Genomic DNA, 14532 nt, shown 5'->3' on the forward strand with positions numbered 1-14532 from the left:
ATGGGATTAGCTCTTGGCGCGTGCGCGGGTGACCTTGGCACGCTCGGAAGCGCCCAGGACCAGCTTGCGGATGCGGATGGACTCCGGAGTAACTTCCACGCACTCGTCTTCGCGGGCGAATTCGAGGGACTCTTCCAGAGTCAGCTTGCGCGGCGGGGTCAGGTTCTCGAAGGTGTCCGAGGAAGCGGCACGCATGTTGGTGAGCTGCTTTTCCTTGGTGATGTTCACGTCCATGTCATCGGCGCGGGAGTTCTCGCCAACGATCATGCCCTCGTAAACCTCGGAGGTGGGCTCCACGAAGAAGGAACCGCGTTCCTGCAGCTTGATCATCGCGAACGGGGTGACAACGCCGGAGCGGTCAGCGATCAGGGAACCGTTGGTGCGGTACTCGATCGGGCCAACCCAAGGCTCGTAGCCTTCAGCGATGGAGGAGGAGATGCCGGCACCGTGGGTTTCCGTGAGGAACTTGGTACGGAAGCCGATCAGGCCGCGGGCGGGAACGATGAACTCCATGCGAACCCAGCCGGTGCCGTGGTTGGACATGTTGACCATGCGGCCCTTGCGGACGGCCATCAGCTGAGTGACCGCACCGAGGTATTCCTCGGGTACGTCGATGGTCATGTGCTCCATCGGCTCGCACTTCTTGCCGTCGATCTGCTTGGTGACAACCTGCGGCTTGCCAACGGTCAGTTCGAAGCCTTCGCGGCGCATCTGCTCCACGAGGATGGCCAGGGCGAGCTCGCCGCGGCCCTGCACTTCCCAGGCATCCGGACGCTCGGTCGGAAGGACCTTCAGCGAAACGTTACCGATCAGTTCCTTGTCGAGGCGGTCCTTGACCTGGCGGGCCGTAACCTTGGCGCCCTTCACGCGGCCGGCCAGCGGCGACGTGTTGATACCGATGGTCATGGAGATTGCCGGATCATCGACAGTAATCAGCGGCAGCGGCTTGGGGTTGTCGATGTCGGTGAGGGTTTCACCAATGGTGATGTCCTCGATACCGGCAACGGCAACGATTTCGCCGGGGCCGGCGGATTCGGTCGGAACCCGGTCCAGGGCCTTGGTGGCCAGCAGTTCGGTGATCTTGACGGACTTCATGGTGCCGTCGGCACGGGCCCAGGCAACGGTCTGACCCTTGTGCAGGGTGCCGTTGAAGATGCGCAGCAGTGCCAGGCGACCCAGGAACGGAGAAGCGTCAAGGTTGGTCACGTGGGCCTGGAGGACGCCCTCGGGATCGTAGGTGGGGGCCGGGATGTGGTCGATGATCGTCTGGAACAGCGGTTCCAGGTTGTCATTGGCCGGAGCGGAGCCGTCAGCCGGCTGTTCCAGGGAAGCAGCGCCGACGCGGGCGGCTGCGTAAACGACCGGAACGTTCAACACCAGGTCCAGGTCCAGGTCCGGAACTTCGTCCGCGAGGTCCGAGGCCAGACCCAGGAGCAGGTCCATGGCTTCGCTGACGACCTCGTCGATGCGGGAGTCGGGACGGTCGGTCTTGTTGACCAGAAGGATGACGGGCAGCTTGGCGGCCAGCGCCTTGCGCAGCACGAAACGGGTCTGCGGCAGCGGGCCCTCGGAAGCATCAACGAGCAGCACAACGCCGTCCACCATGGACAGGCCGCGCTCAACCTCGCCACCGAAGTCGGCGTGGCCGGGGGTGTCGATCACGTTGATGGTAATGGTTTCACCCTTGGCAGCCGGACCGTTGTAGAACACGGTGGTGTTCTTGGCCAGGATGGTGATGCCCTTTTCGCGCTCCAGGTCACCGGAGTCCATCACGCGTTCTTCCACGTTTCCGTGGGCGGCAAACGAGTTCGTCTGCTTCAGCATGGCGTCGACGAGAGTCGTCTTACCGTGGTCAACGTGGGCCACAATCGCAACGTTGCGGAGATCGCTTCGTACTGCGGTATTTACAGCCGTGTTGGTTTCTGACATGCGTGAGGACTCAATTCATAGGAGATAAGTTCGAAGGTGGTGCACAGTAGCCCAGTCGTGTGACCGGGCTAATCCGGCCGTTCTGTACGAATCCCGCTCTGCACGTATGCTCCGTAAGAATGTACCGAAGGCGCCGCCGTCAGCGGGCACGCTAATATTCTAGTCCGAAGACCATAAGTTCCCTAATGGACCCGATTTGTTCCCGCCGCTGCGCGGATCCTGACGCACGGAAGGCAGGCCGCCCGCGGGCAGCCTGCCTTCCGCCGGTATCGGGAAATACCCTAGGCAACTTCCGGAGGAAGCATCAGCCCGGCACCCGGGATGGCCGCCAGAAGCGCCTTCGTGTATTCCTGCTGCGGATTGTCGAAGACATCGTCCGTGGACCCGGTTTCGACGATCCGGCCCTTCTGCATCACGCACACCTCGTCCGCGATCTGGCGGACCACGGCCAGGTCATGGGTGATGAACAGGTAGCTCAGCCCCAGTTCGGACTGAAGATCGGCCAGCAGGTTCAGGATCTGCGCCTGGACCAGGACGTCCAGGGCCGAAACAGCCTCATCACAAATAACCACTTCCGGGTCCAGCGCCAGTGCGCGGGCAATGGCCACGCGCTGACGCTGTCCGCCCGACAGCTCGTTCGGGTAGCGCCGCATCATCGATGCCGGCAGCGAGACCTGGTCCAGCAGCTCCCGGACCTTCTTCTCGCGGCTCTTGGAATTACCGATGCCGTGAACGCGGAGCGGTTCCTCGATGGTCCGGAAGATGTTGTACATGGGGTCCAGCGAACCGTACGGGTCCTGGAAGATGGGCTGCACACGGCGCCGGAAATCGAACATCCTCTTACGGTTCAGAGTGGTGATGTCCACTCCGTCGAACAGGATCTGCCCCTCCGTTGCCTTTTCCAGGCCCAGGACCATCCGTGCCACCGTGGATTTGCCGGAGCCGGATTCGCCGACGACGGCGGTGGTGGTGCCGCGCGGAATCGTAAAGGACACGTCGTCGACGGCTTTGAAGTCGGTGGACTTGCCCAGTGCCCCGCGCAGCTTAAACACCTTGGAGAGCTGCTTCACCTCAATGACGTTCTCGGTCTTGACTCCGTCAGGATGTGCCGCGAGGAGTTCCGCCGAGTCATCCAGGCCCAGTGATTTCGCCGTCTCAATCCGCCGGGAGGCGAGCGAGGGCGCGGATTCCACGAGCTTGCGGGTGTACGGGTGCTGCGGGTTGGTGAGGATTTCCAGTGCGGGACCGGATTCCACCACCTGCCCCTTGTACATCACGACAACCTTGTGGGCGCGCTCGGCTGCAAGGCCGAGGTCATGGGTAATAAGCAGGACTGCAGTGCCAAGCTCGTCGGTCATGCGGTCCAGGTGGTCCAGGATCTGGCGCTGCACTGTGACGTCCAGGGCCGACGTCGGCTCATCGGCGATGAGCAGCCGCGGCCGGCAGGACAGGCCAATGGCAATCAGTGCACGCTGGCGCATGCCGCCGGAGAACTCGTGCGGGTACTGGTTGGCCCGCTCCGCGGCGTCAGGCAGTCCGGCCTCGCTGAGCACCTGCGCAATATCCTTCGCGGTGTGCGGCAGGCCGTTGGCCTTCAGCGTTTCCTTGACCTGGAAGCCGATCTTCCATACGGGGTTCAGGTTGGACATCGGATCCTGCGGAACCATGCCAATGGAGGAGCCGCGCAGCTCAACGATGCGCTTTTCGCTCGCATGGGTGATGTCTTCACCGTCAAAGATGATGCTGCCTCCGGAGACTGCACCGTTGGCGGGCAGAAGACCGATGGCGGCCAGCGCCGTCGTCGACTTTCCGGAGCCGGACTCCCCCACGATCGCGACCGTTTCTCCGGGCATGATCGTCAGGTGGGCGTTGCGCACAGCCGGGACGTCGCCGTTGTTCGTCTTGAACGTAATGGCGAGGTCCCGCACTTCGAGCAGCGGCTTGGGCAACCCGTTCAGGGGCTGCGACTGGTCCATGGAATGCGTGGACATGGTTCCATCCTTAGTCATCGCTTACGCGACTTGGGGTCGAGCGCGTCCCGCAGAGCATCACCGAGCATGATGAAGGACAGCACGGTCAGCGACAGTGCAAGTGCCGGCCAGAACAGGGCCATCGGATTGGTGCGCAGGGAGGGCTTCGCGGAGAAAATATCGTTGCCCCAGGACATGACGTCCGGCGGCAGGCCAATGCCCAGGAAGGACAGTGTTGACTCGGCCACGATGAAGGTGCCCAGCGAAATGGTTGCGATGACGATGACGGGTGCCATCGCATTCGGAATGACGTGCTTGATCAGCGCGGACATCCGTGAGACGCCCAGCGACTGGGCTGCCGTGACGAAGTCCGCGTTGCGTATCTCAAGCACGGCGCCGCGCGTAATGCGGGCAACCTGCGGCCAGCCGAACGTGACCAGGATCAGGACGATGGTCCATACGTTGCGGTTCTCCCGGAAGAACGGAAGCTGCACCACAACAATGGCGCCAAGGATCATCGGCAGCGCAAAGAAGATGTCGCTGACGCGGGCCAGGATGGCATCAACCCAGCCGCCGAAGAAACCGGCAAGGGCGCCAATGACGCCGCCGACAACAACCACGCCGAGGGTGGCCAGCAGACCGACCATCAGCGATGAGCGTGTTCCATAGACCACTCGGGCCAAAACATCGCAGCCCTGCTGGGTAAAGCCGAGCGGGTGGCCCGCAATCGGACCGCCGTCTGAATTGGCCAGCAGGCAGTTGTCGTTGGGCTGTTCGCTGGTGAAGATGCCGGGGAACAGTGCCACGACAATTACGGCCAGAAGCAGCAGGGCGCTGATGATGAACAGGGGCTGCTTGCGCAGGCTGCGCCAGGCTTCGCCCCAGATGCTGCGGGGCGCGCCGTCTGCGGTCGAGCTGTCAACGGGCTGGACCGGAGTCTCCTCCACGTCCGCCACAAAATGCTCGATCGGGTAGGGAGAGACCTTGCCGCGTGAAGCGGGGGTCAGTGCTTTGTCATTCTCAGGCATATCGAATCCTCGGGTCCAGCCACGCGTACAGAAGATCTACCAACAGGTTGGCGAGGCAAAAAATCAGGATCAGCACGGTGACGATGGAGACGACCACCGGAGCTTCACCATTGAGCACGGCGCGGTACAGAGTGTTGCCGACGCCGTTGACGTTGAAGATCCCTTCGGTCACGATCGCGCCGCCCATCAGGGCACCCAGGTCGGCGCCCAGGAAAGTGGCAACCGGAATCATGGAGTTGCGGAGAATGTGCACCGTGACGACGCGCGGACGACTCAGGCCCTTGGCCGTTGCGGTGCGGACATAGTCAGCGTTGGCGTTCTCAATCACGCTCGTGCGGGTAAGACGCAGCACATAGGCGAAGGAAACCAGGCCCAGCACAATGGCAGGCAGCAGCAACTCGGTAAAGGACGCGTCACCGCTCACGGTGGGGTTGGTCCAGGCGAGTTTGACGCCAAAGACGAACTGCATCAGGAAGCCGAGCACGAAGATCGGGACGGAGATGACCACCAGGGACACCACGAGAACCGTGGAGTCGAAGATCTTGCCCTTGCGCAGGCCGGCGAAGAGGCCGAAGACGATGCCGAAGACGGCTTCGAAGACGAGGGCCATGACGGCCAGCTTTGCGGTGGTCGGGAAGACCTCGGCGATGATGGTGGAGATCTCGCGGCCGGCGAAGTTTGTTCCCAGGTCGAAGGTCAGAACGCCCTTGAGGTACAGGAGGTACTGCATCCAGAACGGCTGGTCCAGGTTGTACTGGGCACGCAGTGATGCTTCGACGGCGGGGGTGCAGCCCTTGTCGCCGCAGATGGCGGCCGTCGCGTCGCCGGGAAGGCTGAAGACCAGGAAGTAGAGAAGCAGTGTTGCACCCAGGAAAACGGGGATTAACTGCAGGAAGCGCCGAAGAACGTATCCGGCCATCAGATGTTTGCCTCTGGCACAGTGCGCACACGGGGGCGCTGGTTGGTGAAACTCATATTAAGAGCACCTTTACATTGGAGCGGCCCAAGGGCCCGGCTGCGGTGTGCGGCCGGGCCCCCGAGCTGTGAGGAATTACTTGCCGGTGATGGCGTAGTACAGGGGTACGCCGTTCCAGCCGAACTCAACGTTGGTCACGTTGGTGCTCCAGCCGCCCTGGGCAACCTGGTACCACAGGGGGATGGCGGGAAGATCTTCGAGGAGCATTTCCTGCGCCTCGTTCATCTTCTCGTTGCCTTCTTCAACGGTGGATGCCGAGAGACCCTCGCTCAGCAGAGCGTCGAACTCGGGGTTCTCGTAACGTGCGTCGTTGGAGCCGGCTCCGGTGGCGTAGATCGGGCCGAGGAAGTTGTACAGCGACGGGTAGTCTGCCTGCCAGCCGGAGCGGATGGCTCCGGTGAGGACAGCGTCGCTGGCTTCGGTGCGGACTTCCTTGAACGTCGCGTACGGCTTGCCGGTGACCTCGATGCCGAGGTTGTTCTTGAGGCCGTTGACTACGGCTTCAACCCAGGTCTTGTGGTCGCCCTTGTCCGCGTTGTACGCGATGGTCAGGGGCTGGGACTCGTCGTACGGCGAGATCTTCTCGGCTTCTTCCCAGAGTTCCTTGGCCTTTTCCGGGTTGAACTCCAGGTTTTCGCTGCCGGGCAGGTCCGCGGAGTAGCCATCCAGCACGGGTGCTGTGAAGTCTTCCGCCGGGGTGCGGCCGTTGCTGAAGATCACCGAGGTGATTTCTTCGCGGTCGATCGCCATGGAGAGAGCCTGGCGGCGCAGCTTGCCGGCTTCACCGCTCCAGTTCTCCAGGTAGTAGGGGATGGCGATGGTCTGGTTGCCCGCGTACGGGGACTCGATGGAGCGTTCCTCGCCGAGGTCATTCTTGAAGTTCTTGACGTCTGACGTCGGAATGGTCTTCAGGACGTCCAGGTTGTTGGAAATCAGGTCCTGGTAGGCCGTGGTGTCGTTCTGGTAGATCTTGAACGTAATACCGGCGTTCTGGGCTTTCTGAGGTCCTTCGTAGGACTCGTTCGGGACCAGGTTGATCTCCTGGTTGTGCTCCCAGGCGCCTTCTCCGTCGAACTTGTACGGACCGTTGCCCACGGGGTTCTCGCCGTAGGTCTTCGGGTCTGCAAGGGCTTCGGGGATCATCGGGTAGAACGCGCTGTAGCCCAGGCGCAGCGGCCAGTCGGACTCAGGCTGCTTCAGCGTGACCTCGAACGTGGTGTCATCGATGACCTTCAGCCCGGACATGGTGTCCACTTCCGAGCCTTCGGCGCTGGCTTCGTCGTATCCCTCGATGCTCTCGAAGAAGTAGCTGGAGAGCTGGGCGTTCTTAGCCGCGGCGCCGTAGTTCCAGGCATCCACGAAGGACGAAGCAGTTACCGGCGCACCGTTGCTGAAGGTTTTGCCTTCCTTCAGCTTGATGGTGTAGTTCTGCGCGTCTTCGGTCTCGATCGACTCGGCCATTTCATTCTGCGGCTTGCCGTCAGCGTCGTAGCTGATCAGGCCGGCAAAAAGCAGGTCCAGTACCGCCCCGCCGCCCACCTCATTGGTGTTCGTGGGGATCAACGGGTTCTGGGGCTCTGAGCCGTCGGCAATGATGACACGGCTGGTGTCACCTTCTGCGCCGGATTCCGAGGAACCATCTCCCCCGCCGCAGGCGCTCAGCGCCAGAACGGCCACGGCCGCGACGCTCAGCATTTTGGAAGTGCGTGTGAAGCGCATTCCGCCTCCTATGTTGTCTATGGGTGCCAACGTGTTGCGTCGGCATTGCGGCTCGCAGACAGTGAGCCGACTCACAAGGTCAAAAGCATATTGCTTTGGAGTACACCGTACTCACCACGGGGAGCCGTGATTGACTCCCGGGACGCCTCCGGCGGCCCATAGCAAGGCAAAAAGGTGCCCCTCGTCTGGAATTATATAGAAAGACATGTCGAGATAACGATTTGGCATACCTCTGACGTGTTACGACACAATGGTGTCCTTTTGCCTTCCGACCTGCCATTATGCCGACGGTCGCGGGGGCATGCCATGACCAACGTCACTACCGGGCTACGGACCACTCCCAGAAGTTCCACCACAGTCCGGTCTGGTTGGGCATGTATTCGACATGCTCGATGGTGTCGGCTGAAGCTTGCAGCCCCGGCACCTGATAGAGGGGCAGTCCGTAGCGCGCGTCCCAGATGAGCCGGTCTATCCGGGTCTGAAGCTCATCCCGGCGCTGGGCATCAGCCTCCGTCACGAGTTCGTCCATCAGCGCATCCGCTGCGGGACTGGAAAAACCGTTGAAGTTGGAGGCCGAGCCGGTCCGGAAGACCTGAGGCACTCCGGACACCCCGACCCCGGAGGCAGTCCAGCCAAAGATGGCAGCGTCATGGCTGTCCGTTCCCAGTTGTTCCGCCCAGTCAGAGGCGGGAAGTCCGCCGTCGACGACGGTGAACCCGGCTTCGGACGCTGACTCTTGAATCAGCTTGAACGCAGCCGCCCGGTTGGTGTTGTCACGGTTGTAAAGGATGCGCACCTCGGGTGTGGCGCCGTCGAGCAGGTCTCGTGCACGGTCCGGATCCACCGCGGCGAACTCCCGGGAGCCGTTTGTGGCGGCTGCTTCCTCATAGGCGGACTGGTCGGTGAGGAACACTTCAGAGTCCAACGGCTTCGCCTCGGGCTGCAGCGGCTGCACGGTTGCCTCCACGATGGCTTGGCGCGGCACGGTATGAAGAAAGGCCTCGCGGACAGTCTTGTCTGCGAAGACGCCGTCGAATTTCAGGTCCAGATGGTCATAGGCAAGCTGGTTGCCCCGGTGCAGGTTGATGTTGCCCATCGACTCGAGTTCAGTCAGCGTGCCGCTGTCCGCCGGCGGAGAGATGATGTCCACGGTGCCGTCTTTCAGGGCTGCCGCCTGGCCGGAAGAATCCTGGAGGAACCGCACCGTGATCCGGTCCAGCTCCGGCTGGGGACCCCACCGGTAATCGTCGTTCCGCACCAGCGTCAGGGACGTTCCCGGTTCGATGCTCTGAACTATGTAAGGGCCGCTGGAAAGATAAAGCGCCGGGTCATCCGGAAGTCCGTCGGTGGTGAAGGCTGTGTTCCAGTAGTCTGCGACAGCTCGCAGTTCCGGGTTGACCGGAGCAGGATCCAGGGCATCACCTGCGGGGGTGTTCCGGATCAACCGGGTCAGTTCTTTTTCGTCTGCCAGCCCTGCACCCTGGGCGACGACGTGCGCCGGGACGCCGATCCCGCCGTCGTCGGCCAGTGATCCGAACGCTGTCTCCCAGTCCGCGTACGGCTGTGAATAGGTCAGGGTGATGGACCGGTTGTCATCACCGATTTCCGGAAGGCCGGTCAGGGCCAGGGCCTCAGTGGATCCCGCGTAGTCGAAATAGCGCGTGCCTGAGAGAACAGTGCCGTTGCTGGCCGTGAGCTCGTCATCGAACCGCCCGGATGCTGCGGCCCAGGCGAGCATCATGTCATCCGCACCCACCGGAGCTCCGTCGGACCAGGCCACCCCCTCATTGACCGTGTACTTTACCGTCAGCGGATCCTCGGAGATTCTTTCGTAGGTGCCGAAATCCTCCAGCGGAACAACGTCCAGGTTGTTGTCCACATAGTTGAAGCCCGAGTGGGTGGCATAGGCAATGCGGTTGTTGATGTCCGTGTTCCCGTCCGCAGTTTGCGGATTGAAGGAGCTGAAGGAGCTGGTCTCCGCCACGGAGATCTCACCTCCCGGAGTCGGCGAGGTTCCGGGCACTTCCTCGACGGCATCCGGCTCAGCGGTGCAGGCACCCAGGACCAGGACCCCTGCGGCGCACGCAGCGATGAGTTTGGTCAGGCGGTCAAAACGCATAGTTGCTCCCCGGGACGTTATGGCGTTGATCGCACACCCTGTGATGATGACACACGGCGCCCTGTTCCCACGAGCATCAGCCGGGTGAGCCGATGTTGGAGTCAGGCGTAGTCGGCCTGGGCGCCGATAAGATAGTTTCAGGCTCTGAGAGCACGTCACAACGAATAAGAGGACCCTGTGAAGATCACCATTGTCGGCGGCTCAAAAGGCACCGGAGCACAGCTCGCCGCGCTCGCGCAGGCAGCAGGCCACGAGGTTACGGTCGTTTCCCGCAGCGGCAACGCACCCGCAGGCGTGCACGCGGTCACCGGCGATGCGGCCGACCCCGCCGTAGCAGCCCGGGCGGTGGCGGGAGCCGACGCCGTCGTTGTCACCGTGGGCGGCGCCAAGGGTGTTTCCCGGCAGCGGACGGCTGTCACCGAAAGCGTCATCGGTGCGATGCAGAAAGCCGGCGTGCACCGGCTCCTGGTGCAGTCCTCGCTGGGTGCCGGAGATTCCGGCTCGCAGATGCCCGCACCGCTGCGGCTCGTCATGCAGGCAGTGCTCGCCAAGGCCCTGGCGGATCACAACAAGCAGGAGGCTGCCGTGCAGAGTTCCGGCCTGGAATGGACGATCGTCCGTCCCACCGGCCTCACGGACAAGGAGCCGACCGGCACCTGGAAGGCGCTGACAACGGGCGACGGCGGCCGGCTGGGCGGGTCAATCCCCCGCCGTGACCTGGCCGCCTGCATGCTCGGGTTGCTTACTGACGATTCGAGCGTGGGCAAGGCCCTTGGGGTGAGCAGCTAGCTCAGGCAACTCCAGCTAGCCCCGGCGTCAGCGTTCGTAGACCATCTCCGCGAAAACCGCTCCGGTACCGGCTGTTCCCATCGAGTAGACCGAGGCCACGGCACCGACAAAACCGCCGGCGGCTTCAGTGCTGAGCACCCGTGCCGGGAGGTCTGCGCTAAGAACAACGGCCCCGTCCGTTCCTGTTTCCACGCGCACCGTGGCACCATCGAGAACGGCCATCCGCAGTTCGATACCGGCAGGTTCACCAGCCACAAGACGGTCGAACGTTTCGTCGTCGAGGTTCCGGGATTCAACTATCCGGCTCACACCGCCCGCCACCTCTATGATGTCGATACGAGCCGCCTTCTCCACGCTGAGCTCGGCCCGGATCTGTGATTCCGGGCTCTGCGACAGACTGATTCCCACCAGGGTCTGCATCGGCCCGCCAGCCGCCGGGGACCTGAGCAGGCGTTCGACCGTGGCGGCGAACGCGGCCGTGTGGTGGGAGAGGCGAACCCCCAGCGCCGCGGCAGGTTCCGTCCGGTCGACGCGCGCCCCCGTGGACAGCAAGGCGATCCTGTTCTCGCTGCCCGCCTCCCCCATATGCTGAGCCGGGAATCCCCGGGCCGTTATCCACGGTTCGTCCCGGCCCAGGACCCTGCGCACCGGGTTGGGGGAGGTGATGAGAGGTTGCTCAGCCGCTGCATTGGTTTCAGCAGTCACAAACGCAGGCACTTCTCCCGATTCAGACAGGCATCCCAGACCGGGGTTGAATACCGGCCAATCGTTCTCCCACGCCACCGGCGCCAAGAAGGTCTCCCGGCCCAGCAGCGTCAGACTGTGCCGTGGTCTCGTCGCGAGCGCCACGGCCCACCAGGATCCGTCGGTTGCCTGAACCAAGTCGGCGTGGCCGACGCATTGAACGGCGGCGGTGCCGCCGAAGTTCCGATGCGTGAGCACCGGGTTACGGGGATTGCCAAGGTACGGACCCGTGACATTGTTCGCGCGCGCCACGCTGACGGCATGGTTGTCGCCCGTGCCGCCTTCCGCGGCGAGCAGGTAGAAGTACTCACCGTGTTTATAGAGGTGCGGCCCCTCCGCCCATATGGCCCCTTTGACTGCCCCGGTCCAGAGAATGTGTTCGGGCCCCGTCAGGCGGCCTTCGACAGGGTCAAGGCGCTGCAACCAGATCTCGGTCTGTCCCTCGTATTCCGGCTCAGCAACCTGTCTGCAGCCCGCCCACCAGATATCGTCACCGTCGAAGAAGATGGTGGGATCGATGCCTGCGGCGTCGGGCAGCCATACGGGGTTGCTCCACGGTCCCGCAGCGCTGGCGGCCGTGATGTAAAAGCTTCCCGACGGTCCGTCAACCCCCACCGCGGTGCAGGCGATGTAGAAGAGGCCGTTGTGTTCCCGGATTGTCGGCGCAAACAGACCGCCGGAGGCCCTGGCAGAGGAGAGGTCGAGCTGTTCCGGCCGTGTGATGGCGTGCCCAATCAAGTCCCAGTGCACCAGGTTGGTGCTGGCGTAGACAGGAAGTCCCGGCAGGTACTCAAACGTGGAATTTACCAAATAGAAGGTGTCACCCTGTCGACAGATCGACGGGTCCGGGTGCATTCCCTCCAGCAGGGGGTTCGTGAAGGTAAGGGACTGCTCCGGGGCCGGGACTTTACTCATTGGATACGGCGACCGGCGTGGTCAGGACCCGGCCGCTGCTGAGAATCCGTCGCTGACCTGTCACGGCAATGCGTGCGTTCTGGCCGTCATCCTCTGCATTGTGGGCGACGGCGAGAGTGGCTTCGAGCGGACCGATCTCCCATTGTCCCGACTGCCCCACATAGCTGAGGCGATCAGCAGACACGGTAAAGGTGACGGTCCGGCTTCCGCCGGCCTCGATGTCCACAGCGGCATAACCAATGAGGGTCGAGACGGGACGCGTCACGTGTGCCGTGACCTCGCGGACGTATAGCTGCACCACGTCAGTGCCGTCCCGTTCACCGGTGTTCTGCACCTTGACGGCCACCTGCAGTGTGCCGGTGCTGTCAATCTCATGTGCATCGAGTATCAGGCTCGAGTGGGTGAAGGTGGTGTAACTCAGGCCGTGGCCAAACGGAAACACGAACTCGGCACCCAACGAGGTCACCGCCGACGTTCCGGCGAGAGCCGGTCGCAGATAAGTAGCTGGCTGGCGGCCGGCGGGTCCCGGGTAGGACAGTGTGGTGCGGCCACGCGGATTGATGCGGCCGGACAGGGCGCCCGCCACAGCCGATGCTCCTTCCTGCCCGGGGAACCAGGACTGCACGATAGCGGCGCAGCGGTCCGCCGCCCAGGACAGGTCATAGGGGCGGCCGGTGATGAGGACGAGGACAACAGGTTTTCCGGTGTCCAGCAGCGCCTCGACGAAGCGGCGCTGCACACCGGGCAGCTCGAGGCTGTCCACGTCGTTGCCCTCTCCTACCGTGCCGCGGCCGAACAGTCCGGCTTGGTCTCCCATCACGGCCACCACAACATCGGCGGCACCGGCCTGGGCCACGGCGGCGTCGAATCCCCCGGCATCGTCACCTTCAACCTCGCAGCCGCGGGCGTAGTCAAGGGACGGGAATTCGTTCCTCAGGGCGTCCAAGACGGTGGGGATATCGATCCCGGCGGCAACATCGGGGTAATGGGCCTCCACGTGGTTGGTGAAGCTGTAATCTCCGAGCAGGGCGGTCCTGCTGTCCGCGTTGGGCCCTACCACGGCGATCCGGGCGGCGGATTCCAGCGGCAGCGTGCCGTCATTCGCGAGCAGGATGATCGATTTCTCGGCCACTTCCCGTGCGAGGTCCCGGTGGGCTGCGGGATTGAGGTCCGGAGCCACGGCCTCGGTGCCGGCGCGCTCCGCGTAACCGGCGGCGGCCGCGAAGCCGGCCGGCAGCAGCCCGTAGTGCTGCTTCTGCAGCAAAACCCGGCGGAGTGCGGCGTCAACCGCTTCCTCCTCCAAATCCCCGGAGCGAACGGCAGCAACCAGGTGCGGGAATGCTGCGGCGTCCGGGAGCTCGACGTCGACGCCGGCTGAAATGGCGCGCACCGCGGACTCCGCACGGGACCGGGTAACGCCCTGCGTTGTCTGCAGGAAATTTACGCCGAAGTAGTCGGAAACCACGGTGCCGTCGAAACCGAAGCCGGTGCGCAGCACATCCGTGAGCAGGTGTTTGTCACCGTGCGAAGGCACGTGGTCAATCGCGGAGTAGGACGGCATGATGGACCGTGGCGAGCCTTCGCGGATGGCAACTTCAAAAGGATAGAGGAAGACTTCGGCCAGTTCCCGGGGCCCGGCGTCCACGGGTGCGTGGTTGCGCCCGGCCCGGGAAGCGGAATACCCCACAAAATGCTTAGGGGTGGCGATGATGTCCCTGCTTTCCAGGCCCCGGATGTAGGCGGCGCCCAGGGTTCCCACCACGTACGGATCCTCGCCGAAGGTCTCCTCGGTGCGGCCCCAGCGGGCGTCGCGGGCGACGTCCAGCACCGGTGCGAGTCCCTGGTGAACCTCCAGCCCCTGCAGGCTGTCGCCGATCGCCGCGCCCACGCGCTCGATCAGCTCCGGGTCCCAGGTTGCCGCATACGCGGGAGGTGACGGGAAGGTGGTGGCTCCCCATGCCGCCACGCCGGTCAAGCATTCCTCGTGGACGATCGCACCGATTCCGTGCGGGGCGGCGTCGCGCAGTCCTGCCTGCAGCCGGCGCAGTGTTTCCAACCCGTACTGGGCCGAAACCGGGCGCGTGCCGTAGAGCCGCGTGATCTGGCCGAGGCCCTCGGCCTCCGTCTCCGCCCAGGCCTTGGCCCGGCCAGTGTTCTCGGCCTGGGCCGGTGCCACCTCGCCGCCGTCGGCCACTCCGATCCAGAGACCGACCAGCTGGGCCACCTTCTCTTCCAGAGTCATGGCGTTAATCAGGCTCTCTACGTCGGGGGCCTCTGTCAGGGTGTGCGCAGTCTCGTCAGTCATGGGGTGCTTCCTTTGGACTCGGTGAATCGAAGATCGGT

At 63.5% G+C, this 14532-nt stretch carries 9 protein-coding genes; 1 reads left to right on the plus strand and 8 read right to left on the minus strand.

Translation table 11 applies throughout. The annotated features are described in order from the left end of the window. Positions 1-6: 6 nt before the first annotated feature. The 6 genes from typA to KG104_RS13835 all read right to left on the minus strand — a co-directional run bounded on the left by typA (position 7) and on the right by KG104_RS13835 (position 9741). Entirely contained in the window at positions 7-1929 is a 1923-nt protein-coding gene (typA, locus tag KG104_RS13810) for a translational GTPase TypA (RefSeq protein WP_104052637.1), read from the minus strand. A 281-nt stretch (positions 1930-2210) separates the two neighbouring features. Then, entirely contained in the window at positions 2211-3920 is a 1710-nt protein-coding gene (locus KG104_RS13815) for an ABC transporter ATP-binding protein (protein WP_104052638.1), read from the minus strand. Between the two features lie 14 nt (positions 3921-3934). Next, positions 3935-4927: an ABC transporter permease gene (locus KG104_RS13820; protein WP_104052639.1), complete on the minus strand. Its 993-nt coding sequence runs from the start codon at positions 4925-4927 to the stop codon at positions 3935-3937. Then, positions 4920-5846 carry an ABC transporter permease gene (locus KG104_RS13825; RefSeq protein ID WP_104101493.1) on the minus strand — a complete coding sequence of 309 codons (927 nt, stop codon included), beginning with the start codon at positions 5844-5846 and terminating at the stop codon, positions 4920-4922. The genes KG104_RS13820 and KG104_RS13825 overlap by 8 nt, the downstream gene beginning before the upstream one ends. A 132-nt stretch (positions 5847-5978) precedes the next feature. Further along, positions 5979-7622: a peptide ABC transporter substrate-binding protein gene (locus KG104_RS13830; protein ID WP_104052641.1), complete on the minus strand. Its 1644-nt coding sequence runs from the start codon at positions 7620-7622 to the stop codon at positions 5979-5981. A gap of 319 nt (positions 7623-7941) precedes the next feature. After that, positions 7942-9741, minus strand: a complete 1800-nt coding sequence (locus KG104_RS13835; RefSeq protein WP_207347943.1) for an ABC transporter family substrate-binding protein — start codon at positions 9739-9741, stop codon at positions 7942-7944. Between the two features lie 177 nt (positions 9742-9918). Between KG104_RS13835 and KG104_RS13840 the strand changes: the two genes are divergently transcribed. Continuing rightward, positions 9919-10530: an NAD(P)-dependent oxidoreductase gene (locus tag KG104_RS13840; protein ID WP_207347942.1), complete on the plus strand. Its 612-nt coding sequence runs from the start codon at positions 9919-9921 to the stop codon at positions 10528-10530. A gap of 27 nt (positions 10531-10557) precedes the next feature. Here KG104_RS13840 and KG104_RS13845 read toward each other — a convergent pair whose 3' ends face one another. Together KG104_RS13845 and KG104_RS13850 are read right to left on the minus strand one after the other, a co-directional pair. After that, complete coding sequence (locus KG104_RS13845) at positions 10558-12189, minus strand: glycoside hydrolase family 43 protein (protein WP_207347941.1); 1632 nt, start codon at positions 12187-12189, stop codon at positions 10558-10560. Then, positions 12182-14494 carry a beta-glucosidase gene (locus KG104_RS13850; RefSeq protein ID WP_207347940.1) on the minus strand — a complete coding sequence of 771 codons (2313 nt, stop codon included), beginning with the start codon at positions 14492-14494 and terminating at the stop codon, positions 12182-12184. The genes KG104_RS13845 and KG104_RS13850 overlap by 8 nt, the downstream gene beginning before the upstream one ends. Positions 14495-14532 lie beyond the last annotated feature (38 nt).

The organism is Arthrobacter sunyaminii (genome assembly GCF_018866305.1).
In the GTDB taxonomy this organism is placed as follows: domain Bacteria; phylum Actinomycetota; class Actinomycetes; order Actinomycetales; family Micrococcaceae; genus Arthrobacter_B; species Arthrobacter_B sunyaminii.